The 22,417-nt window shown below is 53.3% G+C and carries 35 protein-coding genes; 26 read left to right on the top strand and 9 right to left on the bottom strand.

The genetic code is table 11. The annotated features are described in order from the left end of the window. Positions 1-17: 17 nt before the first annotated feature. The 9 genes from ACLI4M_RS03970 to ACLI4M_RS03930 form a co-directional block, all read right to left on the bottom strand. Positions 18-722 (bottom strand): hypothetical protein, encoded by a 705-nt coding sequence (locus ACLI4M_RS03970; RefSeq protein ID WP_133622993.1) that lies wholly within the window; start codon positions 720-722, stop codon positions 18-20. After that, positions 722-1,387 (bottom strand): ATP-binding protein, encoded by a 666-nt coding sequence (locus ACLI4M_RS03965; protein ID WP_133622994.1) that lies wholly within the window; start codon positions 1,385-1,387, stop codon positions 722-724. Before ACLI4M_RS03965 ends, ACLI4M_RS03970 begins: the two co-directional genes overlap by 1 nt. 1 nt (position 1,388) lies before the next feature. Beyond that, positions 1,389-2,060 (bottom strand): exodeoxyribonuclease X, encoded by a 672-nt coding sequence (gene exoX / locus ACLI4M_RS03960; RefSeq protein WP_166643158.1) that lies wholly within the window; start codon positions 2,058-2,060, stop codon positions 1,389-1,391. Next, a complete protein-coding gene (locus ACLI4M_RS03955; RefSeq protein ID WP_435581192.1) occupies positions 2,038-2,193 on the bottom strand; it encodes a hypothetical protein in 156 nt (51 codons plus the stop codon). The genes exoX and ACLI4M_RS03955 overlap by 23 nt, the downstream gene beginning before the upstream one ends. A 35-nt stretch (positions 2,194-2,228) precedes the next feature. Continuing rightward, entirely contained in the window at positions 2,229-2,363 is a 135-nt protein-coding gene (locus tag ACLI4M_RS03950; protein ID WP_274603502.1) for a hypothetical protein, read from the bottom strand. Beyond that, positions 2,360-2,767, bottom strand: a complete 408-nt coding sequence (locus tag ACLI4M_RS03945; RefSeq protein ID WP_133622997.1) for a hypothetical protein — start codon at positions 2,765-2,767, stop codon at positions 2,360-2,362. The genes ACLI4M_RS03950 and ACLI4M_RS03945 overlap by 4 nt, the downstream gene beginning before the upstream one ends. A 301-nt stretch (positions 2,768-3,068) precedes the next feature. Further along, the gene (locus ACLI4M_RS03940; RefSeq protein ID WP_133622998.1) at positions 3,069-3,266 is read right to left on the bottom strand and encodes a hypothetical protein; all 198 of its coding nucleotides are present in this window, start codon (positions 3,264-3,266) and stop codon (positions 3,069-3,071) included. Between the two features lie 57 nt (positions 3,267-3,323). Then, complete coding sequence (locus tag ACLI4M_RS03935; RefSeq protein WP_133622999.1) at positions 3,324-3,587, bottom strand: hypothetical protein; 264 nt, start codon at positions 3,585-3,587, stop codon at positions 3,324-3,326. 658 nt (positions 3,588-4,245) lie between these two features. Next, on the bottom strand, positions 4,246-4,887 hold the full coding sequence (locus ACLI4M_RS03930; RefSeq protein ID WP_166643159.1) for a helix-turn-helix domain-containing protein: 642 nt from the start codon (positions 4,885-4,887) through the stop codon (positions 4,246-4,248). A 109-nt stretch (positions 4,888-4,996) separates the two neighbouring features. On the opposite strand from ACLI4M_RS03930, the gene ACLI4M_RS03925 reads away from it, so the two are divergent. From ACLI4M_RS03925 to ACLI4M_RS03800, 26 genes are all read left to right on the top strand, one after another. Beyond that, positions 4,997-5,224: a transcriptional regulator gene (locus ACLI4M_RS03925; protein ID WP_133625024.1), complete on the top strand. Its 228-nt coding sequence runs from the start codon at positions 4,997-4,999 to the stop codon at positions 5,222-5,224. Positions 5,225-5,248: 24 nt separating this feature from the next. Continuing rightward, a complete protein-coding gene (locus tag ACLI4M_RS03920) occupies positions 5,249-5,572 on the top strand; it encodes a hypothetical protein (RefSeq protein ID WP_133623001.1) in 324 nt (107 codons plus the stop codon). Then, complete coding sequence (locus ACLI4M_RS03915) at positions 5,562-5,762, top strand: DUF4222 domain-containing protein (protein ID WP_133623002.1); 201 nt, start codon at positions 5,562-5,564, stop codon at positions 5,760-5,762. The genes ACLI4M_RS03920 and ACLI4M_RS03915 overlap by 11 nt, the downstream gene beginning before the upstream one ends. Positions 5,763-5,962: 200 nt before the next feature. Further along, positions 5,963-6,859, top strand: a complete 897-nt coding sequence (locus tag ACLI4M_RS03910) for a replication protein (protein WP_133623004.1) — start codon at positions 5,963-5,965, stop codon at positions 6,857-6,859. Continuing rightward, complete coding sequence (locus tag ACLI4M_RS03905) at positions 6,849-8,252, top strand: DnaB-like helicase C-terminal domain-containing protein (protein ID WP_133623005.1); 1,404 nt, start codon at positions 6,849-6,851, stop codon at positions 8,250-8,252. The genes ACLI4M_RS03910 and ACLI4M_RS03905 overlap by 11 nt, the downstream gene beginning before the upstream one ends. After that, positions 8,252-8,470, top strand: a complete 219-nt coding sequence (locus ACLI4M_RS03900) for a hypothetical protein (RefSeq protein WP_133623006.1) — start codon at positions 8,252-8,254, stop codon at positions 8,468-8,470. Before ACLI4M_RS03905 ends, ACLI4M_RS03900 begins: the two co-directional genes overlap by 1 nt. Beyond that, the gene (locus ACLI4M_RS03895) at positions 8,470-8,826 is read left to right on the top strand and encodes a RusA family crossover junction endodeoxyribonuclease (protein ID WP_133623007.1); all 357 of its coding nucleotides are present in this window, start codon (positions 8,470-8,472) and stop codon (positions 8,824-8,826) included. Before ACLI4M_RS03900 ends, ACLI4M_RS03895 begins: the two co-directional genes overlap by 1 nt. 9 nt (positions 8,827-8,835) lie before the next feature. Further along, complete coding sequence (locus ACLI4M_RS03890; protein ID WP_133623008.1) at positions 8,836-9,054, top strand: hypothetical protein; 219 nt, start codon at positions 8,836-8,838, stop codon at positions 9,052-9,054. Between the two features lie 63 nt (positions 9,055-9,117). Then, the gene (locus ACLI4M_RS03885) at positions 9,118-9,882 is read left to right on the top strand and encodes an antitermination protein (protein WP_133623009.1); all 765 of its coding nucleotides are present in this window, start codon (positions 9,118-9,120) and stop codon (positions 9,880-9,882) included. Positions 9,883-10,059: 177 nt separating this feature from the next. Beyond that, positions 10,060-10,653: a hypothetical protein gene (locus ACLI4M_RS03880; RefSeq protein ID WP_133623010.1), complete on the top strand. Its 594-nt coding sequence runs from the start codon at positions 10,060-10,062 to the stop codon at positions 10,651-10,653. A gap of 39 nt (positions 10,654-10,692) precedes the next feature. Next, positions 10,693-10,905 (top strand): hypothetical protein, encoded by a 213-nt coding sequence (locus ACLI4M_RS03875; protein WP_133623011.1) that lies wholly within the window; start codon positions 10,693-10,695, stop codon positions 10,903-10,905. Between the two features lie 152 nt (positions 10,906-11,057). Then, positions 11,058-11,306 (top strand): phage holin, encoded by a 249-nt coding sequence (locus ACLI4M_RS03870; protein ID WP_166643160.1) that lies wholly within the window; start codon positions 11,058-11,060, stop codon positions 11,304-11,306. Positions 11,307-11,309: 3 nt separating this feature from the next. Beyond that, on the top strand, positions 11,310-11,822 hold the full coding sequence (locus ACLI4M_RS03865) for a lysozyme (RefSeq protein WP_133623012.1): 513 nt from the start codon (positions 11,310-11,312) through the stop codon (positions 11,820-11,822). Beyond that, positions 11,803-12,363, top strand: coding sequence for a hypothetical protein (locus ACLI4M_RS03860; protein WP_133623013.1), 561 nt, complete (start codon positions 11,803-11,805; stop codon positions 12,361-12,363). Before ACLI4M_RS03865 ends, ACLI4M_RS03860 begins: the two co-directional genes overlap by 20 nt. Positions 12,364-12,533: 170 nt before the next feature. Beyond that, positions 12,534-12,737, top strand: a complete 204-nt coding sequence (locus ACLI4M_RS03855; RefSeq protein WP_133623014.1) for a hypothetical protein — start codon at positions 12,534-12,536, stop codon at positions 12,735-12,737. Between the two features lie 549 nt (positions 12,738-13,286). Beyond that, entirely contained in the window at positions 13,287-14,285 is a 999-nt protein-coding gene (locus ACLI4M_RS03850) for a terminase small subunit (RefSeq protein WP_133623015.1), read from the top strand. After that, positions 14,263-15,567, top strand: a complete 1,305-nt coding sequence (locus ACLI4M_RS03845) for a terminase large subunit domain-containing protein (RefSeq protein ID WP_133623016.1) — start codon at positions 14,263-14,265, stop codon at positions 15,565-15,567. The genes ACLI4M_RS03850 and ACLI4M_RS03845 overlap by 23 nt, the downstream gene beginning before the upstream one ends. Before the next feature lie 3 nt (positions 15,568-15,570). Next, positions 15,571-16,989 carry a DUF4055 domain-containing protein gene (locus ACLI4M_RS03840; protein WP_133623017.1) on the top strand — a complete coding sequence of 473 codons (1,419 nt, stop codon included), beginning with the start codon at positions 15,571-15,573 and terminating at the stop codon, positions 16,987-16,989. After that, positions 16,961-18,076 carry a phage minor head protein gene (locus tag ACLI4M_RS03835; RefSeq protein ID WP_133623018.1) on the top strand — a complete coding sequence of 372 codons (1,116 nt, stop codon included), beginning with the start codon at positions 16,961-16,963 and terminating at the stop codon, positions 18,074-18,076. Before ACLI4M_RS03840 ends, ACLI4M_RS03835 begins: the two co-directional genes overlap by 29 nt. 122 nt (positions 18,077-18,198) lie before the next feature. Further along, complete coding sequence (locus ACLI4M_RS03830) at positions 18,199-18,951, top strand: DUF6651 domain-containing protein (RefSeq protein WP_133623019.1); 753 nt, start codon at positions 18,199-18,201, stop codon at positions 18,949-18,951. An 85-nt stretch (positions 18,952-19,036) separates the two neighbouring features. Further along, a complete protein-coding gene (locus ACLI4M_RS03825) occupies positions 19,037-20,173 on the top strand; it encodes a P22 phage major capsid protein family protein (protein ID WP_133623020.1) in 1,137 nt (378 codons plus the stop codon). Between the two features lie 40 nt (positions 20,174-20,213). Beyond that, positions 20,214-20,573 carry a hypothetical protein gene (locus ACLI4M_RS03820; RefSeq protein ID WP_413449778.1) on the top strand — a complete coding sequence of 120 codons (360 nt, stop codon included), beginning with the start codon at positions 20,214-20,216 and terminating at the stop codon, positions 20,571-20,573. Further along, positions 20,573-21,055 (top strand): DnaT-like ssDNA-binding protein, encoded by a 483-nt coding sequence (locus ACLI4M_RS03815; RefSeq protein WP_133623021.1) that lies wholly within the window; start codon positions 20,573-20,575, stop codon positions 21,053-21,055. Before ACLI4M_RS03820 ends, ACLI4M_RS03815 begins: the two co-directional genes overlap by 1 nt. Position 21,056: 1 nt before the next feature. After that, positions 21,057-21,407 carry a hypothetical protein gene (locus tag ACLI4M_RS03810; RefSeq protein WP_133623022.1) on the top strand — a complete coding sequence of 117 codons (351 nt, stop codon included), beginning with the start codon at positions 21,057-21,059 and terminating at the stop codon, positions 21,405-21,407. 1 nt (position 21,408) lies between these two features. Beyond that, entirely contained in the window at positions 21,409-21,993 is a 585-nt protein-coding gene (locus tag ACLI4M_RS03805; RefSeq protein ID WP_133623023.1) for a hypothetical protein, read from the top strand. After that, positions 21,990-22,400 carry a DUF4128 domain-containing protein gene (locus ACLI4M_RS03800; protein ID WP_133623024.1) on the top strand — a complete coding sequence of 137 codons (411 nt, stop codon included), beginning with the start codon at positions 21,990-21,992 and terminating at the stop codon, positions 22,398-22,400. The genes ACLI4M_RS03805 and ACLI4M_RS03800 overlap by 4 nt, the downstream gene beginning before the upstream one ends. Positions 22,401-22,417 lie beyond the last annotated feature (17 nt).

Here is a 22,417-nt window from a genome sequence, read left to right as displayed (position 1 = left end):
TGGCTACGAACTGGGGATCAGAAAGGAATGTCGTCGTCAAAGTCATGCAGGGTTTGCGGCTGCTGGTTACCGCGGCCCCCTGCGTTCTGCTGCAGGCGAGACTGCTGCTGTTGCTGCTGGCCACCCAGCATTGACCGCGGCTGATTGCCGAGCTGTCCACTCATTGCAGGGCCGCCTGCACCACCCTGCACGCGCTCGTCTTTATCAGTGAGTGATGCGACTAATTTATCGACCACCTCTGCCGGCAGGTTGTCGACCGCCTCGCGGTATGTTTTGCGGGTTTTGGTACCGAACGCCTGGCGGATTTCGAAACGGTAGCCGTCTTTTCCGTCATTTTTGGTGTAAAGAACCTTCTGCAGTACGAAGCCAATGGGCTTGCCTTCCAACTCCTTGCAGTGGTATTCAATTTCGCCCTGCTCGTTGCGCACTTCGGTAGCATGCAGAGCGGTTACTTTGGTCAGCCCCATAATGGCGTTGATCATCGCGGTACCGCCGCGAAGCGGAGTTCCATCGCGTCCAATGTAAGAAACCCGGAGATAGTTGATGCTGCCCACGTCGGCATCAAGCGCGAATTCCATAGACTGTGACTGCGAGTCGGTGTCACGCGCTGAAGTGAATACTGCAGTTTTGATGATGCCGGCGTAGGCGCCGCCTTCGGATGCACCTGCAGGCCCGGCTGCTTTGGCTGAGTCTGCGTCAAAGGTAAAAATAGGTTGCTGCATTATGCGGTTACTCCGTCGTTGAGTTCGTAGTAATCCCGGATCGCCGCGTCAACGGTTGCCAGGTCATTAGGAATTTGGAAATCTTCAAACAGTCCGATCGGCGATTTAACCGGGTCGGTACCGTTGGATTGAGTGGTGAAGTGGTAGCGGCCATCGGTCACGGAAGTGCGAAGGGCGATGGTAAACATGCCCTCTACCGTGATTTTTTCGTCCAGCATCTTGCCGATGGTCTTCATCTTGATGCGCCCGGCGGCGGTTTCTTCCGTGTGCGCCAGGAAGTAAACGATCAGGTCGTCTTCCGCCTGCTGCGCCGCCTTCACGACGTCCCACGCGCCACCGCCGATCTCGGTGAACTTCTCGAACGACTTTTCGCTGCGGCGCCGCATGAACGAGTTGCCCATCACATACTGGAAGTCGTCGATCACCACGAACTTTCGCTTTGCGCGCCGTGCATGGCTGATAATCATCACGAGGTCGGAGGCCAGATCCGTATGGAAGACATTCCCCGTCTTGGCTACATAGTCACGCTTGATCCAGCCTTTCGACTTGAACGGTAGCCGTTTATTTTCGGGGTTAATCAGGAAGCCTTCATCGGGGTTGAGGTGCATCATGCTGGCCGACTTGCCAGACCCTGAGTCACCCAGGATAAGCACGGGTATGCCCATATCACCCTCCCGTTTGCAGGTAGTGCTGCATGGTGAATTTCTGATCCTCGTCGAGGTCCATGTTTGCCAGACACCATTTGAGATAGCCGCGATCGGTGGCCGCTATCTCCTCGAATGGCTTTCCTTTGTGCTTGCCGAACCGCATGCTGTGCAGCATGGATGGCCTGGCCGTGATTTCGCGCATCTGAGCGATGGTGAAGCGAGCATGCTGGTTAATCGAAATCAGGATCGCCGCCGTCACATAGCAGTCATACAGCGCGCGGTGAGCATGCAGGCCGTCCGGTACGTTCGCATTTACCTGCAGGTGATAGCGCAGGAACTGGTTGCCGTGGCTCTCCAGCTCCGGCCAGAGCTTTCGCGCTAGCTTCATGGTGCAGATCCACGGTGCGGCGATTTGCGGCAGCTTGCTGCGGTCAAATTTGGCGTTATGGGCGACGTACACGTCAGCGCCGAGGTAGCGATCGATAACCGCTTCGATTGGCGGCGCACCGGCCACATCCTCGTTCGTGATGTGGTGGATAGCCATGGCGCCGACAGTGATTGGCTCCGGCGGCTTAATGAAATCACTCATGGGGTTGCAGATCTGGCCGTCGACGATATCGACGCTGGCTATCTCGCAAACGCCACCCTCAAGGCTGGTGGTTTCGGTGTCAATTACGCGTAATACTGGCATGATGCTCTCCAGTTAATGCATCGGCAGCTGCATCGCGCTGCGCCAGCTGGTGGGCCAGCTGCACCAGGTCAGCCGGCCCAAGTTGATGTTGTTCGCACAGCGTCAGGATTGTGCTGAAAGCGAGGTTGCGCATTGCTTCGTTCAATGCGAATTCAGTGGGGATAAGCGTTACCTGCATAACAGATACGTCCCCGCGAAGATAAGCAGGGCGGCCAGCACTGGGTTCGTCCAGTGCCGCGCCTGCGGCTTGAAGTCGGCGCCCGTCAGGCGGTGGCGGAACTGCATGCGGTCAATAGGTTTCATCGGTACTTCCTCCCGGAGAAGCGCGCCCTGGTCTGCGACGGCACGCGGATGCTTTGTTGATAGCGCTGGCTGCACACGCCGCCGACGCAGAAATCGAAGTACTCGGTGCGGTTCCAGAAGTTGATCACCTTTTTGACGATGTCGTCCGGATGCCGGAACTTGCCGCAGTATTTGCACATCACCGCGTCAATCACTTCGGTAGCTGACTGCAGCACCGTGAACTCGCAATGACGCAGCGCCTGACCATTCGCATCGGTGTACTCAACGAACGTTTCGGCCTCGCCTTTGTAGTTCGGGCGGACGCTGCAGCTATTGAAGGTGACCAGCTCTCTGCCGATCCGAATTCGCGTGCCCGGCGGTAATTCTGCCAGGCGCTGCTGGGTTAATTTGGGAATGGCTTGCACGGTCACCTCCATGAAATGGGCGAAAAAAAGCCCTCTGAAGCGAGGGCAAACAGACTACACAGCAATGGTTAGGGTTGTGCCTGCCGGAATCGAACCGACCCAGTCGGGATCAGCGCTGGTCATACCCATGCGACACAACGAGGAGAGCACTGAGGGGGCTGTCGGACTGTGGAAGCTGCGCCAGCTTTCTCACCGCCAATGCTCTTTTCGTTGGGTGCCGGGGTGATGCCCGGCTTCTTGCCGCCTTTACTTTTAAGCCCAATATACTGCTGCGGTTCTCCGGGCTTGCCCTGGTGAGGCGTTAAACTTTTTTGAAGGGAAACTTTTCAACTTGGCCGTAAACGTTCTTGATTATCCGGTTTTGATAAATGATGATTTCTGAGTCGAGGTTGGCTAAATCGACATCCGGTTTCAACGCGCCATCGGCAAGTGATACGTCATGATTTTGTATGTCAGAATCATCAAAAAACAAAACTTTAGCTTTTTCAACTTTGTACATAGGAACCCCAATGGAAATTAAAGGTGGCCACTTCACTGCCGGAATTGAGCCGGGCTGTCATTCGCTCAATGCTTTAAACGCCTCGAACGCATTCCCACATCCTTCAAGTTTTTTGCCGATTACGTCGGCCGCCTTCTGGTCAAAGACCTGAAGCGCCTTTGATACTGCATCATCGTTATCGCCGAAGCCGATGCTTACAGTCATCTCAGCGCCTTCGAAAACGGTCGTGATGCTCAACGCCGCATCACCATCATCGTTCTCACCCTTGCGGATCAGAAACTGCCGGCCATAACTTTCAAAAACTTTGGCAAAACGCTCCATAAAACCTCGCTTAAATGCGACACGATGCCGCTAATTCTCTTTGATGCTGCGCCAGCCCACGCTATCAGCCTAAGTTCCGGCCATGTGGTCCGGCTATGACTGCCTCGCTGGTGCCGGAGCAACTCAAAGAAAACTGCGCCCCATAATCGGGGCGCTCCAATTTGCACAGCAGCCCGTCGCGGTTACGGGTTCCCCTTCGCGAACTATCACCCGCAGATGACTCGCCCGCCTGCCTGGTATCCTTACCGGCGCCATTTCATTTTGCCGGGAGCGTTGGCCGCTTCTGGCTGCTGTGAAAACCGAGTTGTTAAAGAGCGGGTCAGCGTTCTGCTGTGGGCTGCGTCGTGCTGATGGCTATTAACATACCCTTGGGTATTGGTTGTTGCAATACCCTAGGGTAACAAAAGAAGTCTTTTGGGTATAAGTGTGTGATGCGTAATAGGAAAAAAATTGAGCTATAGAGTTTTGAGTTTTGACGGATGGACTTGACCTAGAGGGGAGTAAAGTTTAATGTTTAAGAATACTGTATGAATGAACAGTGGTATGATTCGGGAAATTGGGGGTGGGAGGTGGCTAGGGCTTTAGTGCGAGTGGGAGTCGGTAAATACTTAGAAGTTGCCCCTGTCTATCTCTATTCAAGACAGGGGTTAGATAGGATTTATTTTCTGAAGAAACGAGAGAGAAACACGACTACGCCGATAATATTAATCTCATCCGTCACAGCTAACAGAGGGATACGGCTGTCACCTGAATCAAGATATCCGGAGTTTCCCTTGGATAAAAACTTGTAAACTGAATGGGTTCCATTCACATTTACATAAACGTAGTCTTCATTTCCCGGCTTCTCGGTTGTATTAACCACAATGATTGATCCTTGTGGTATATCATTGAATCCACTTGGATGTTTCAATCGATAAGCTATAACATCACCAGCCCCAAAAACCTCATCAGGCACTAAGATAGTGTCATCAGTTATGCCGTTATCATCATGGATCATTACTAACCCATAATGCCTATCATCTTGATTGAACTCATTTACGCCTGTGCGAAGGTCTTCTTCACCATATCTCAAACCGCTATCTTGATAATCCATAGCGCCTGATCCGTTCAGTAACCACTCAGGTCTGACCTTCAGTGCGTTGGCGATATCAACTAATTTTTTTGAGCTTTTAGTTCTCCCTGATGTGATCTTCCACACACTAGGCTGAGCTATTCCTGCAGCCTCAGCTAACGATGCCTGAGACATGTTTCTGGCACTCATTGCCGCTTTTAGTCGTTCCGCAAGATTTGATGTTTTCATGTGCTCGAACATATATCTAGGGGTATTGTTAGTCAAATACCTTAGGGTATTGCTATTGATTGTGCTCAAGGGTATTATTCCTCTTAATTTAAAACCCTGGGGTGTTTATATGGTCAATCAAGCTATCCATCGTGCAATTCAGACTGTGGGGAGTCAGAAAAAATTCGCTGATCTTGTCGGAGTTAGCCAGCCGAATGTCTGGTGCTGGCTGCACGGGAAAAAACGAGTATCCCCTGAAAAAGTGCCTGCAATAGTGGAAGCAACACGAGGTGAAGTCTTAGCTCATGAGATTCGCCCAGACCTTCCTGACCTTTTTCCCCACCCAACTAACCAATAAACGTTTCGTTAAGGAGAATTATCAATGGAATCAGTTGCAACAAGTTGCAATTCAGTTCGTGTGAATTGCAAACCAGAAGCTTTAGAAAGCTTTTTTCACAAAGAAGCGATTGCCCGCGGCAACAAACCACTGGCGATGGACATGGGGATCCACCCTTCGGGTCTTAGTCGAAAAAAAGTTGGCCTGGTGGGTCTGGCCTGCAAGTTAATTCACGAACTGGGCTTGCCTCCGGGATGCGTTGCGGCGCCTGGCTGTGAACAAAACGTGGTGATCACCGGAGAGGAAGCTCGCCAGCTGCTTTCGATGCTGGAGCACCTGCGCATGCCAGTCGAGGGCAATGGTGGATGATGAACGTTTCGTTGAAACAGACCAACTCTGGCGCGATAAGCGCGGCGTTATCGTGCGCGTGGTCAGTTATGACCGGAAGGAACGGCAGGTTTTGTTCATTCGCCCCAACTGGCCGAACGATGTCTGTACTGTGCCGAAATGGCTATTTGAACAGAATTTCAGGAAGTATGAGCGGAAAGGTGAAGGCTGAACAGCACCAACTGAACAGCCCGATAAAGCATTGCTTAGCTAAAGCGAGGTCAATTATGCGACAGAAACGCCGTAAAGCGCAACCAGAAAGTACTGTACATAAAGACATGGCCCGGGAGGAGTTCGTCCGGGCATTTAACCCTCAGGTCGCCGACCGCCTGCGCCAGATTCTGGAAGCCAAGCGGCGCGCAGGGGGTGACCATGAGTAATACCGCCGAGATTATCCATTTCCGCGCTCGCACAGAGCGTGAGGAGCAGCGCGTGGCACAGCTTGAGGACGGTTACATGCGTCTTGCTAACGAGCTGATTGATGCAACCATGTGCTCTGGACTGCCAGAGACGGAACTATGCATTTTGATGGCCGTTTGGCGCAAAACATACGGGTACAGTAAGAAAGTGGACTGGATCAGCAACGAGCAATTCGAAGATATGATCGACAAACATTTCACGCATTGTTCCACTGCCAAAAACAATCTGGTTCGGAAGAAAGTCTTGTTACAGCAGGGCCGTAAAGTTGGCATGAATACCAATATTTCAGAGTGGGAAACTAAGAATAACGGATTCTGCAAAACTTTAGCTAAACCTGCTAAGAAAAATTTAGCAACTTCCGCTATAGGACCTTTGCACAAGTTGCTAACCACAAAAGACAATATTACAAAAGACAAGAAAGACAGTAACTCAACACCTAACGGTATTGAGTGTGCATCAGCCCACCAGGACGAGCAGGAATCACCAAAAGCAAACGTTAACCAGCAGGACTCAAAGGCCCCGGCCCTTTCCTGCGAGGCGGTTTTGGCCGTTTATCACGAAGTTCTGCCGGAGGCCAAAGGCGTTCGCCTGCTGAGCGACAAACGTCGCAACCAGATCCGCACGTTCTGGAAAAAAGCCAGCAAGATGACCCGCCAGCTTGATGGCACGCCGTTCACGCTGGACTCATGGCGACAGTATCTGACCTACATCTCAGAGAATTGCCGCTGGATGCTGGAGGATCGGCAGGACCCACGCTCTGGCCGCGTCTGGCATCGTAAAGGCCTGGAATATTTCCTGAGCGATGAAACATACCTGCTGGTGCGTGAGGGGGCGAAAGATGACCGTTGATTTCAAAAGCCTGCCGCAAAATATCGATGCCGAACAGTGTGTGATAGGCAGCATCATGCTTGATGCCGGTAGTGAACGGGTCGAGTCCGTTCTGAGCCGTCTGAAACCAGAGGCGTTTTACCTGCACCAGCACCAGGTTATTTATCGCGAAATTCTGGCGATGCACGGCAAGCAGCAGAATCTCGACCTGCTGACGCTTGCAAATGCGCTCGACAACAAGGGACTGACGGAAAGCATTGGTGGGTTCGCCTACCTGGCTGAACTAAGCCGCTACGTTCCCAGCTCTGCCAACATTGCAGCTTATGCCGAAGAGGTCCGCGACAAGGCAATGATGCGTTACGGCATTGAGAAAACAGCACAGATGACAGAACTGTTTTTCTCCAGCAACGGGATGACCTCTGCTGAGCGATACGAAGCAGCACAGCGTGTGTTTACCGAACTTGCCGACCACGCGCGTACAGGCAAGCGTAACGGGTTGCGCCCACTCCGCGAACTGCTCGACGGTTGGTTAGGTGAAGTTGACCAACGGTTCACTGATCCTGATTCCGTGCGTGGCCTAAGTACCGGCATTGCAGGGCTTGACGAGCTTCTGGAACCTAAAGGGCTGGTGCGTGGCTCGCTTTTCGTCATTGGCGCTCGTCCAAAGATGGGTAAAACGACCCTGTACCAGCAGATAGCGATCCACTGCGCGTTGGTGGAAAAAAAGGTTACTGCTCTGTTCAGCCTGGAAATGCCGAACAACCAGATCATTGAGCGAATTGTCGGACAGGTTGCGCGCGTCAATACCGATATTTTCTATGCAGACCGCTTCGATGACTCACAGTTTGCTATTGCCAGCGCGAAAGCACTGGAGCTTGCGGATAGCGAAAATATCTTCATCGATGACACCCCTGGTATAACCCTGGCCCACATCCAGGCGGAATGCCGGAGGCTAAAGCGTGAGAAGGGCAGCATCGGAATGGTCCTCGTTGACTACCTTACGCTGATGAAGACAGAGAAGGCGGAGCGCTCCAACCTTGCCTACGGGCTGATAACCCAGGGCTTGAAGAATCTGGCGAAAGAACTGGACTGCGTGGTTGTGCTACTAACCCAGCTTAACCGCGGTGTCGAAGGAAGGGCGGTTAAGCGACCGCGTGCCAGCGATAGCCGGGAAACCGGATCAATCGAGCAGGACTGCGATTACTGGCTGGGGATCCACGCGGAAGAGGATGCTGCTGGTATTCCTGATTTGAGCCTGACCGAATACCTGCTGCAGCTCAACCGTCACGGTAAAACTGGCGTCAGTTATGTCGAGCAGCGCAATGGTGCGGTCTATGAACTCAATCAGCAGCAGGCTGCTGAAATGGCGCGCTCTCGAAGCGCAAAAAACGATGGCAAAAAAGGTGGATGGTAATGACTAAAAATCACAGCAACTCAGCGTCAGAAACAACGAACATTGAGATTCAGCTTCAACTGGCTTTGGAAACCCTTTACCGGATCACGGCGGAACTGGCCCTGATTGATGTTTTAAATGAAGCCGATCGGGAAAGGCTCAATTATGTGGTCCGGATTGCAGCTGCCCGCGCATTGAAAATCGATGAACACCTCACTGAGAAAAAACAGGGCTTTTGATGCAGGTTTACGACATCTGCCCACTGCCGAAGCCCCGAATGACGCAGAGGGACCGCTGGGCGAAGCGTCCAGCCGTGATCCGGTACCGGGCGTTCTGCGACGAAGTACGCCTGCGCGGCGTGGCGCTGCCCGTCAGCCATTCGCACGTCACGTTTGTTATGCCAATGCCGCGCAGCTGGAGTAAGAAAAAGCGCGCGGCGCACGCTGGCCAGCCGCATCAGCAGAAACCGGACGCTGACAATCTGCTTAAGGCGCTGATGGATGCCGTCTATCACGACGACTGCGCCGTGTGGGATGTGCGCGTTACGAAGCTGTGTGGCGAAGCCGGCAGCATCAAAATTATCGAAACAGCCTGAGGAGGCCGCATGCCTGAACTGACCGAGATCCAGAAAAACGTTTGCCGCTTCATCAGGGATTTCTCTGCTGACAACGGATACGCACCGTCGCGCCAGGAAATGTGCGATCACTTCGGCTGGAAGTCCTGCAATGCAGCTGAGGTGCATATCAAAGCGCTGGTGAACAAGGGCGCAATCTCGAACAAGGCCCGCAAGCCGCGAACGCTGAAAGTGCTAATCAGCATCTGAACGCACCGGGCCACACCTGCAGCGCCAAAATAAAACTGACCGAAACGAAAAGGGGAAACAACTGTGAGAATCGAAGCCGTGTTAAAACATTTCAGCCCGAAAAGCCTGATGATCACCGACATCCCCGGCGCCACCGCATCGGACAGTTTGAGTGGGACGGACGTTATGGCTGCGATCGGCATGTGCCAGTCGTCTGCCCATTTCGGCATGAGCGCATATCTGGGCAAAGCGGGCATCAGCCAGCGGGACCGGGAAGATGCAGCCAAAGCACTGGCGCTATATGCCCATAAAACCGCTCCTAAGCTCCTCAGCAAAGCCGCTGGACGAAAAATGGGTCAGTGCATGATTGTGCTGGCAAAGTTCGCCTACAACGATTACGCGCGCTCTGCGGCGGATACGACAAAATGCCCTCACTGCCAGGGCCGCGGTGTCACTAACACGCTGGCGCAAGTTATGACGCATCCAGGGTGCGGGGAGAAGACTCCGCCAACTTATCAGCTGCAGCTGGTGGAAAATCAATGCGTGACATGTCACGGCAAGGGTAAGCTGTCAGTGCGGTGCCGCTGCGGCGGCACCGGGCGCGTTCGTGATGTTGAGAAGTCAAAGCTGGTGGGAGCTCCGGTTGAGAAAGATTGCGAGCGGTGCGGCGGTCTTGGATTCAAGCGTCAGCCATCCACGCTGGCGTTTGCCGCGATACGGCATCTGGTACCCGACCTGAACGAAAGGACGTGGCGCCGCAACTGGAAGCCGTTCTATGAAAAGATGATTACTAAGTGCGAGATGGAAGAGAGTTGTGCAGGGGATGAGTTCCAGAAAATCACCCGCTGACGAACAAATTACAGCAAATGCCTATTGCTTTTTGTCCGAAATTGGATAAATATATCTCCCATCATGGGATTTTAATGCTCACATATAATTAAAAGAATTCGGAGGCTCCGCAAACGCGGAGCCTTTTTTATTTCTTGTCAAATGATGTATTTTACTATTTTTGATAAGGAAAAAATCATGGCTTGGCATGGCATACCATTTTTGTACACCCACGATGCTGCAACTGAAACACTTAACGTGGCATTTAAGACTTTACCAAAAATTTTCATCGAATCCCCCCCGGACTACACAAACGTGATTATTACAGGAATAGTCAGTTTGGTTGCAGGTATCATTCCTGCTTCAATCGCCGTTTGGACATTTAAGCGCAATGCAGAAAATATGAAGGCTGAACGGGAACATCAGCAAGAATTTCTTAGAGAAGACAGGGAAAGGCAGCAACTCTTTTTAGAGGCTGATAGAAATAAGCAGCAGGAATCATTCGAGCAAGATAGAAAGACTCAGATCGAAATTGCTAAAACTAACTTCGACATGCAAGTACTCTCCGGCAATAGACAGAGCTGGATTAATAGCTTAAGGGATGTAGTTGCAGAGTATACCGTAGCTGCGCCAAGTTTGATTGAAGCTACAAATCAGTTCAGAATGAACTCCATTTATCTTAAAGAAATTCATAAAATCATTGAAAATCATTCATCAGATAATGAAAATCTTAATGCAGAGCGAAAGCTAGCAACTCATGCTGTGGAGATGTCCATTAACAAGATGAATTAGAGTAACGACAAGGTTACGTTGCTGTCTTCCAAAATTTTAATGATGCTTAATTCTAAAGAGGATGAGTATCAGCAATTTTATGATTTATTTGAGCGAGTTCGTAAGATGAGTTCTGATTTAGTAAAACCAGAAAAAGGTAATGAGTTGTTTGGGAGACACTTCTCCGAAACTGTAGTTTTAAATAATGCCTTAGTTAAGTTAACCCAGCAGATATTAAAAAGAGAATGGGAAAGAGTTAAACAGGGGGTATAGTACTCTCAATTCCCTTAAGGCATTGCTTCGGCGATGCCTTTTCCGTTTCAGCGCCCCTGCCAATCAACATAGACTTTCACCCTTTCCTGTGTGGCAGCGGGCGATCTTTTCTTCTGACTACCTACAGCACCGCCCGTAATCACGGAGGTGATATGAGTATCGATATGAGCAAACTGGCATCAGGCGCAGCATACGGCGCGTCAGCCGGAACTGTTGCGAATGGGCTGCTGACAAGGCTCAGCCCAGATGAGTGGAGCGCCGTTGGTGTCATTGCCGGTATTGTCGTCGCGCTACTGACTTTCTCGATCAACTTCTACTTCAAACGCAAAGTTTCATTGGCGCAGATAAAAGCGCTGGAAACCCGCGGCTACATCCCATCGGATAAGCTTGGCGAGGATTAACGCATGGCTATTTCAAGCAGCCTCCACAATAAACTAATCGCTGTTGCAGGTGGTGGCGCAATGTTGATCGCCACGGTATTCATCGGTGGCAAAGACGGTGTAGAAGGACGAAAATATGAGGCTTACAAGGACGTTACTGGCATTTGGACTGTATGCGACGGCCATACCGGGGCTGATATTGTCAAAGGCAAGACTTACACGGATCGAGAATGCGACCAGCTGCTATATCGGGATTTGAAGCATGTAAAAGAAGGCGTCGACTCACTCGTTAAAGTTCCGCTCGGAGAGTTCCAGCGCGCATCGCTTTACAGCTTCACCTATAACGTAGGTCTGAATTCTTTTTCCAATTCCACGCTGCTGAAAAAAATTAACGCAGGTGACGCTTTTGCGGCTTGTGATGAATTAAGGCGTTGGGTGTATGCCGGTGGACAGAAATGGCGTGGATTGATGAATCGCCGCGAAATGGAACGCTCACTGTGCCTGGCGGAGAATGCTGATGATCTGGCTAGTAAATAATTGGCGATTAGTTTTAGTGTCCGCCTTACTGATTATCTGTTTCGGCATGGCAAAGCTGGCAAGTCATTACCACGGCCAACTTGAAGCTCAGCTCTCAGCAAATCAACTCTTACAGCGCGATAACGACATGCAGAGCTCGGTAATCGCTACACAGTATTTCCGGTTTAACCGCTTTAATGAGATAGCCGACAGGCAGCAGCAATATGCTGTGACGCTGACGGGCAAGGCGCAGGAGAAAGAGATTGAGTATCGCACCATCCTCAAAAGCGAGCCGACCTGTGCTCTGCATGTGCCTGCTGCTATTGCTGGCCGGTTGCTCGACTACACGAACCGTCTACGTGCCAGCGCAATGCACGCCGATACCAGTCAGTCTGACAGCGCCCGTTTTGGTCCCGCTGCCACCGGCACCCTGACTTACTGCCAAGCTGTGCTCTGGATCGACCCGCTGCTGGTGGCAATTGACCAGGCCAACAGCCAGCTGGCTGGCATCCGAGAAATTGAACAAACCCGAAAGGAGAGAAGCAATGGCACTACTAGGTAGCGGTAACCCGGTACAGTTCCTCGAGCAGTGGGACGAGGACACCAAAAGTAACGAGTAGTGAGCATCACAAGGCCCATTTGCGAGTGGGCCTGATGATGAATCATAAATTTAGCTTCACTGGAGTTAACCCTGGCGCTATGGTGTAGCCTCACTTTGAAAAGGAGGTTGTGATGTTAGATAATTATTTTACCCCAAGCGAAGGCATTGAAAAGAAACAGAGACTACTGGCTGTCCAAGCTGCGCTTGAAATTGCAAAAACTTCGGTTGGTAGCTGCGAAGGATCAACTTTTTCAAGAGTTGATGATGATTTGAAACATGTAGCTAAGGTATTGTCAGATTTAGCCGACGCCATTCAGGACGCATTGGGTAAATAATCAAACATGAATATTAGCTGAGCCAGCACTGGTCGGTTTTTTATTGTGCTGAACTTGCATAATGAAAAAAGGGTGATGCTATCACCCTTTAATTCAACTACTTAAAGTCATTATGGCTGTTTTCAATTGTGATTTTGGTAGTATGTTCTACATCACCAAATGGGCCTTGGGTAATGCGATGTTCAATGTTAGTCACATTCGAGTAGTGGCCTGATGTAGTGCAGATTGATTCTCTATCCTCTCCCCTCAAATCCTGCACATTGATTGAGTCTCCGAGACTTATAGCACCAAATGGTGTATGAGACCTTAACTCAAGCAAAGCTTTGTTTTCTTCTCGACTGAAAACTACCAGTCGGTATGTGTTTGGGTTCAAATTGCTCATACGTAATCCTGTGTGTGAAAGAAAGCATTGATTGGCTCTGTAAAAACTAACGCAGCCTTACGATATATGGTCATTGAAAAATTTTTTTCAATGGTTTTGCATGGTTATTGCCAACACAATCCCTGGCGTGCCGGGCATCGTAATGGTTCTAAACAAAGAGATATCACATGGCAAAACCGGACTGGGGGGCCATTCAGAAAGAGTTCCTCGCCGATCACGCCAAATCAGGAATATCACCGAAGGAGTGGTGCGAGGCGCGGGGTTACAACTACTCCACGGCCCGCCGCTACATCAAGCACCCTTCTGCGCAAAATGCGCAAACCACTGCGCAGGAGAAAGTGCGCAGTGCGCAGTCAAAGCGCAGCGCAAAACAGCTCGTTGCTAATGATAACCTGACCGACCAGCAACGTCGGTTTGTTGCCGAGTATCTCAAAGACAACAACGCCACTCAGGCGGCGATTCGAGCCGGGTACAGCGTTGCGTCTGCCGGGCAGCTTGGATATCAGTTGCTTCAAAAACCTTCAATTATCGACGCCATCACTGAGCAGCAGACTGCGCAAATGTCCCGTGTGTTAATTTCAGCGGATACCGTGCTTGCGCAGATGTGGCAACTGGCCACGTTCGACGCTAACGACCTGTCGCAATACCGCCGCGGTTGCTGTCGCTACTGCTGGGGCTTCGGCCATCACTACCAGTGGCGCGATATGGTCGAGTTTGACGAGAAGCACCTCGAGGCGGTTGAGCGAAAGCAGCGCGAACCAGTTGATGCCGGTGGCTACGGTTACGACGCAACGAAGCCCGCTAATCCCGAATGCCCGCGCTGCAATGGCGAGGGGTTGGGGCGTGCGTATATTCAGGACACACGCGAATTGCCGCCCATTGCCCGGCTTGCTTACTCCGGTACGAAGGTAGGCAAAAACGGCATTGAGCTGTCCAGCATAAGCCGGGAACGGATGTTCGAAGCGGTGGCGAAGCGGCTCGGCCTGGCGGATACAGAATTCACGCAGAAATTGCAGCAGATCGAAATTGAAAAGCGTCAGCTTGAGATCGAGAAGTTGCGTAAAGAGTTGGCAGAGGATGGCGATGACAGGCAGCCAACGCCAGTGCAGATAAATATCAACGTAGTAGACGCGAGGGCAGACGATGGGGATCAGCCCGACGCTTAACATCCCGCAGGCGCGCTTCCTTGCGATGCCGCACAAGTTCAAGGCTTATGTGGCCGGGTTCGGTAGTGGCAAGACGTGGGTAGGATGTGGCGGCATTTGTAAGGGCTTCTGGGAGTTCCCCAAAATCAACCAGGGTTATTTTGCGCCAACTTACCCGCAGATCCGCGACATATTCTACCCAACGGTAGAGGAGGTGGCTTTCGACTGGGGTCTTAACGTCAAGATCAACGAGAGCAACAAAGAGGTCCACTTTTACGAGGGCCGGACCTTTCGCGGTACCACTATCTGCCGATCGATGGAGAAGCCGGCGACCATTGTCGGTTTTAAAATCGGTAACGCGCTGGTGGATGAGCTGGATGTTATGCCCTCGGCTAAGGCGCAGCAGGCCTGGCGGAAAATCATCGCTCGTATGCGCTACAACGTGCCGAACCTTCGCAACGGCATCGACGTGACGACGACGCCTGAGGGTTTTAAGTTCGTTTACCAGCAGTTCGTTAAGGCGGTGCGCGATAAACCCGAACTGGCAACTCTATACGGCCTGACTCAGGCCAGCACATTCGACAACGCGAAGAACTTGCCGCCGGATTACATATCGTCGCTGCTGGGCTCATATCCGGAAGAGCTGATCAAAGCTTACCTGCGCGGGCAGTTCACTAACCTGGCCAGCGGCACCATTTACCACCAGTTCGATCGCAGGAAAAATAACTGCAGCGAAGAAGAGCAGCCAGGTGAGGCGCTCTTCATTGGCATGGACTTCAACGTGGGGAAAATGGCCGCGATCGTCCATGTTAAGCGGGAGGGATTACCGCGCGCCGTTCGCGAGCTGACCAAAGTCTACGACACCCCAGCCATGATTAAGCGCATCCAGGAGGAGTTCTGGCGCTACGAGGGAGGCCGGTACGTGGCCAGCCGGCAGATTTATATCTATCCGGACGCCTCTGGCGACAGTCGAAAATCGAACAACGCCAGCGCTACCGATATCGCGCAGCTTAAACAGGCGGGATTCAGCGTTATGGTCAATGCGGCTAACCCGCCTGTTAAGGACCGTATCAACTCCATGAATGCCATGTTCTGCAATGCGCTGGGCGAACGCCGCTATCTTGTGAACGTGCAGCGTTGTCCGGTCTATACCGAGTCGCTGGAGCAGCAGGTATGGGACAAAAACGGCGAGCCTGACAAAAAGGCAGATAACGACCACCCGAACGATGCAGGCGGGTATTTCATCGTGAAGGATTTTCCGATCATTAAGCCGCAGGGCAAAGCAACTCCACTACGGATGTAAACCATGCCAGATATCTCAACACCCAATCTTGATTACGGGAACATGCTGCAGGCGTGGGACATCAACGATGCCCTCATGGGCGGCACGCTCTACATGCGCACGCTGGGCGAGGCGTATTTGCCAAAATGGCCGAACGAAGATCCCGAAGCTTATAAGCATCGACTCAGTGTCGCCACTCTGCTGCCTGGGTACGAAGAGACAATCAGCCAGAACATTGGGCGCGTATTCGCTGAACCGTTAAAACTGAGTGATGACACGCCCGATCAGTTGGTGACCATCTCCACGAATTTCGATATGGCCGGTAACCGGCTTGACGTATGGGCGCAGGAGCTATTCAGGATCGCGTCACAATACGGTCTGGCCCATGCGCTGGTGGATTATCCTCGTGTTGACCGTGAGACCACCCGTACTAAAGCGCAGGAGAAGGCCAGCGGTGCCCGGCCTTATGCCACGCTGATTAATCCGCGCCAGGTCATTGGCTGGGAGTCCGTTGTACAGAACGGAACAACTGTGCTGACTGAGCTGCGTATCAAAGAGGTTGTTGTCGAGAAAGCGGAGCAATTCGGCCAGAAAAAGGTTGAGCAAATCCGCTACATGACACCGGGTAAAGTCCAGCTTTACCGTAAATCGACCGGGGACGATGGCGCGATAGCATGGGCCCTACATGAGGAGTGGGAGACGTCAAGGAAAGACATCACTCTGGTGACGCTTTACACGAAGCGCACCGGATTTATGTGCGGCTCTCCGCCACTGCTTAATCTGGCCATGCTGAACATCAAGCACTGGCAGAGCCAGAGTGAGCAGGACAACATTCTGCACGTTGCCCGCGTGCCGATCCTCAGTGTTTACGGCCTGGCTGCCGGGGAGGAGCTGACAATTGGCGCATCCAGCGCGCTCCGATTTGAGGACAGGCAGCGGCAGGGTATCGAATACACCGAACACACTGGCTCGGCTGTAGGTGCGGGTAAAACCTCGCTGGAAGACCTCGAACAGCAAATGCGCATGGCCGGAGCTAAGCTGCTGCGGTCGGAAAATACCTCCACCAAGTCGGTTGATCAAACCAATGAGGAGCGCATGCAGGAGCACTCCCCGCTATACACCATGGCGAACTCGCTGGAGGATGCGCTCGACAACATCCTGCAGATCATGGCTGAGTGGCTTGGGCTTCCGGATGGTGGCAACGTTGATGTGCGTACTGAGCTGGAAGCGGCCGAGCAGAGCATTAATGCGCCGGCTGCGCTGGCAATCCAGTCTCTGCGCACTGGTGGTGATATTCGACAGGTTGATGCTGTCCGCGCGCTTCAGAGCCTGCGTATCATCGATCCTGACGCGAAGCCGGAAGAGGTGATCGACGAACTGAATAATCCACCACCCAACCTAATCGGCGGCAAAAATGGCAACGGTAAACAACCGACTCAGTGATGAGAGCATCGCGCATGCGTTGTTCGTATCCCGCTACGGTACCGGAGCGGCGCGGCGGATGGTTAGCAGACTTAACCAGAGCGATGCTGAACTATCGGCCCGCTTGCTGGTGGCCTTGGATGTCCTGCCGCGTGAAAACTTTACCGTGGCGCATCTGGAAAGCCTGCTGGGCAGCGTCAGAGAGGTGAATCGCTCTGCAGTACAGTCCGCGTTTGCCACCCTGGCCGACGAGCTCACGCAGTTTACCGGACATGAAGCGAGCTATCAGTTAGACCTGTTCGCTGAGCTGCTGCCTGAGGCCGTGCTCCGGCACTACCCGCTGGCGTCCATCACGTCGGATATGGTCTACGCCGCGGCAATGGCCCGGCCATTTCAGGGGCGGTTGCTTTCAGAATGGGCCAGTAACCTCGAAGCCGATCGGCTGGCCCGACTTACGAACGCCGTGCGCTCAGGCTACCTGAATGGTGCCACTACGGAGCAGATAGCTCGGCAGGTGCGCGGCACGGCGGCGAATGGTTATCAGGACGGTGCTATCCAGGTCAGTCGTGCTAATGCCATGAGTATTGCCAAAACGGCGGTGAGCCATGTGGCTGCGGTGGCGCGGGACAGCTTTGCGGCAGCGAATGCTGACGTGCTGGACGCAAAGCAATGGCTTTCCACTCTGGATACCAAGACCACGCCGACCTGCATTATCCGCGACCGCCTCAAGTACACGCTGGATAACAAACCCATCGGGCACAAAATTCCGTACCTGCAGGGGCCGGGCCGAATTCACTTTTGCTGCCGCTCAACCGAAACGCTGGTGGTAAAGTCCTGGCGAGAGCTGGGGATCCCCGTTGATGAGATGGATTCTGGCTCCCGCGCCAGCATGGATGGGCAGGTGCCAGCTGACACTAACTACGCCCAGTGGCTGGAGCGGCAACCCTACGAGCGGCAGATAAAAGTGCTGGGTGTGACCCGGGCCAGGCTTCTGCGAGAAGGAGGCATGAAGCCCGGCGAATTCTTCTCAGATAAAGGCGAATTCCTGACGTTAGACCAGCTCAGGCAAATTGACGGGAGCGCGTTTAGTGATGCTGCCATCAACTGAAACTCAAATTATTTACAAGGCTGCCTCCTGGTGGCCTTTTTTATGCCTGCTGCTAAGCGGATGCAATGCGGCGCCGGGGCGGATGCCCTCTAAAACAGCGGCCGGAAGGCCTGGAGAACACCATGAAATTGAAACTTGATGCTAATGGCCATGCAGTCGTTGAAAACGGTATGCCGGTTTATATCCACGACGACGGTAAAGAAATCGCGTTCGACGCCGCACAGGCCGTCAGTAAGATTAGCTCGCTGAATGGTGAGGCCAAAACTCACCGTGAAGGAAAAGAAGCGGCAGAGGCCAGCCTGGCTAAGTTTGCCAATATCAGTGACCCAACCAAAGCACTCGAGGCGCTGGAGATGATGAACAAAATCGACCAGAAGAAGCTGATCGATGCGGGCGCGGTTGACCAAGTTAAGGCTGAAATCACCAAATCATTCCAGACCCAGCTGGACGAAGCGAATGGCAAAAACCAGAAACTCGAGCAGCAGTTGTATGGCGAAATGATTGGCGGCCGCTTCGGTGGCTCCAAGTTCATCCAGGAGAAGATGGCGATCCCCGCTGACTTCGTTCAGTCCCGCTTTGGCAATTCATTCAAAATCGAAGATGGCAAGGTCGTGGCCTACGACGGCAACGGCAATAAGGTTTATTCCCGCGCCAAACCGGGGGAGCTGGCGGAGTTCGACGAAGCTCTGGAGTTCCTTGTTGAGCAATACCCGCAGAAAGATCACATTCTGAAAGCCTCTGGTAACTCTGGCGGCGGCTCTCAGCAGTCCCAGCATCAGGCAGGGCAGAAAACTCTTAAGCGCGCTGCGTTTGACTCGCTGGATATGGCGGGCAAACAGAACGCGCTTAAAGAAGGCACCACCATCGTTGATTAACCCCTTTGCCGTGGCTCGGATGAGGCGCGGCGCCAGAGCTGGATAGCTCAAAAATCATCCCTCAAATCGCAAAGGAAATTACCAAATGTCTAATACCCTCACTGGGTTGATCCCGACTATCTATACCGCTCTGGACGTGGTCAGCCGCGAGCAGGTTGGCTTTATCCCCGCCGTAGCACGCGACGCAAAGGCTGACGCAGCAGCAAAGGGCCAGACCGTCACCTCCCCGGTTGCTCCCAAGGCGACCACCGTTGATATCTCGCCGGGTGCGACCGCGCCGAACGATGGCGATCAGGATATCGGTACCGTTAACGTGGCGATCACCAAAGCCAAAATGGCCCCGGTGAAATGGAACGGCGAGGAACAACTGGCGATCGGCCCTTCCGGTACCTACAACACTATCCTAGCTGACCAGTTCAAGCAGGCATTCCGCGCGCTGGCTAACGAAGTTGATTCCGATTTGGGTGCGCTTTACTACGCTTCATCGCGCGCGGTCGGCACCGCTGGAGTTACACCGTTCGGCGTGAAAGAAGACCTTTCTGATGCAGCCCTGGCGCGTCAGGTTCTGGAAGACAACGGCGCGCCTACTACCGATCTTCAAATGGTGCTTGGTTCCTCTGCCACTGCCAATCTACGCGGTAAACAGTCAGTGCTGTTCAAGGTGAACGAATCCGGTACTGAGCAACTGCTGCGAGAGGGGGTGATCGGGCGGCTTGAAGGATTCAACCTGCATAACTCAGCAGGCGTTAAGCGTGTGGCTGGTGGCGCAGGTACTGGCTACCTTGTCAATGGTGCCAAGCAGGAAGGCGATATCATCATCGCCATTGATACCGGGACTGGAGGGATTGCGCAGGGCAGTGTGATCACTTTTGAAGGTGATAATCATCAATATGTTGTGGCGGCTGCCACTGCATCCACAATCACGCTGGCCGCGCCTGGTCTGCGTCAGTCACTGGTTGACAATACGGAGATCACCGTCGGTGGGGCATTCACGGCCAACATGGCGTTCGACCGCAACGCTTTCCTGCTGGCAGCGCGTACCCCAGCGATGCCTCAGGGCGGTGACTCCGCCGACGACGTGATGAACGTTACCGATCCGGTTTCAGGTATCACCTTCCAGGTGGCGCTGTACCGTCAGTATCGTCAGGTGCGCTACGAGGTTGGTCTGGCATGGGGTGTCGCATCCATTAAACCAGCTCACGCTGTGCTGCTGCTGGGTTAATCAAAGGGGCTGCGGCCCCTAAACTATTTTGGAGTTCTCAATGGCTGGATTAACCAAAGAGCAGCGCCTGGCGCGCGAGGCTGAGAAGCAGAAAGATATTGCGGGGCAGTCCGAACAGGCTAACGCTAACCTGCCGGAAGCCCCGGAAGCCCCGGAAGCCCCGGAAGCCCCGGAAGCCCCGGAAGCCCCGGAAGCCCCGGAAGCCCCGGAAGCCCCGGAAGCCCCGGAAGCCCCGGAAGCCCCGGAAGCCCCGGAAGCCCCGGAATCGCCCAACCTTATCCATATGTCCCGCTTCGCACCATCACATCCCGGCGGCCCGGTTGAAGCGGACGTTCATCCCAATGATATCCACCTTTGGATTGATGAAGGCTGGGTGAAGGATACCAGCGAGGAGGCGTAATGCTGATTACCGATCCTTCTTCACCTAATTTCGAAAGCTACGCCAGCGTTATGGATCTGCGTGACCTGGCTGAGCGGCGGGGCTATGACGTCCCGGCGGAAGATTTTGAGTGTGAGCAGGTGCTGATGCAGGCGATGGATTACCTTTCAGGGCTGAAATGGAAAGGCATGCGCGCTTATCCCGATCAGCCTCAGGCATGGCCGCGCACTTGCGTGGTCGTCGATGGTGCTACGCTGCCAGGTAATACCATACCGAAACAGCTGATCCAGGCGCAATGCAGGCTGGCAATCGAAGCACAGGAAACCGATTTGCAGCCATCTACTGCTGGCGGCGGGGAGGTGTTGCAGGAAACGGTAACCGGAGCGGTAAGCGTGACTTATGCGCAGGGCAGCCGAACAGCGGCGCCTTCATTCTCTTGGCTCGGTGGTTTGCTGCGCGGCATGGTTATGGGTAGTGGTCAGATTAGCGTAGTGCGAGGCTGATATGGCGATTAACTATTCCCGCATGAGAGCGACGGCTAAGAGGCTCCTGACTGAAAACGGCATGAAGTATGGCGTGACACGCAAGGGTGGGATTAGCGTTGTGGCTGGTAGAGAAGTGCACCAGCCCGATGTGGAATTCACCGCAACAGGCGTGCGCACCGAATATGTACCGGAAGAGATTGACGGTAAAAACATTCTGGCCGGTGACGTCAGGGTTGTGTTCAGTGCAGATGCTGAGCTGGCGATCGGTGACCTGGTAGAAATTGACGGTAAGCAGTACCGCATCATCAAGCCTAACCCGGTTAAGCCGGCTGCGCTGGTGCTTTGCTACCGCGCACAATTAAGGGCGTGACATGTCACAGAATCAGTCTTTCCTCGCCTCCATTGATGCCTTTGTTGATAAGGCAAAAGGAAATCAGGCTGCTGTGGTGCGTGGTGTGTCGATCAAAATTCTGGCCCGGCTCGTGAATATGTCACCTGTTGGCAACCCGGAGAACTGGGCTGTTAACCAGACAGCGGTCTCATACAACCAGGCCGTCGATGAACATAACAGCCTGCTCAGGCAAAACCCTGACAACCTGACTAAAGTTGGAAGGCTTCGGCCCGGGCGCAAGGTTAACGACAGTATGGCGCTGGTGGCTCCGCCCGGTTATACCGGCGGGCGCTTCCGTGGTAACTGGCAGGTAACGTTTGATCAGCCGTCAGACGGTGAAACAGGGCGCATTGATAAGAACGGAGGCGAGACTATAGCTGCCGGGAATATGGTGATCGAGCGCTTCAGGGTCGGCATGAATGCCATTTACTTCTGCAATAACGTGCCATACGCCTATCCGCTGGAGTTCGGTCACTCGAAGCAGGCACCGGGTGGAATGGTTCGTATCACTGCCGCTGAGTTTCAGCTTTTCTTTGATGAGACGGTACGGGAGGTGCGCAGTTGAGCAGGCCAGACATTACCACATTGCTGGAGTCCCGGCTGGGTGAGTGGGCCGATGTGCAGGGACTGGCAGTGGCCTATGAGAACGTCACCTTTGACCCGCCGGCAGGGATTTATCTCGAGTCACACGACATGCCTGCCACGCCTTACGCGATTGACCTCGGACAGCGCGCCAGAGTGTTCGTTGGCATTTATCAGGTAAGCGTGGTTGTCCCGGCAGCTCAGGGGCGGTCAGAGGGGCGCGCAATCGCCGCGCAGATTGAAAACCTTTTCGGTAACGGCACCGAAATGCCTGGCGATGGCTTCACCTGCTACATCGTGGGAGAGCCAGCGCAATATCGTGGCATCACGACAACATCCTCGTATTCCATACCCATCAGCATGAACTACCGCGCTGACGTGGCGCAGTAATCCTACTACCGACAGTC

Origin of the sequence: Erwinia sp. LJJL01 (assembly GCF_047300805.2) — a bacterium.
In the GTDB taxonomy this organism is placed as follows: Bacteria; Pseudomonadota; Gammaproteobacteria; order Enterobacterales; family Enterobacteriaceae; genus Erwinia; species Erwinia aphidicola.
This window is presented reverse-complemented; position numbering and strand designations above follow the sequence as displayed.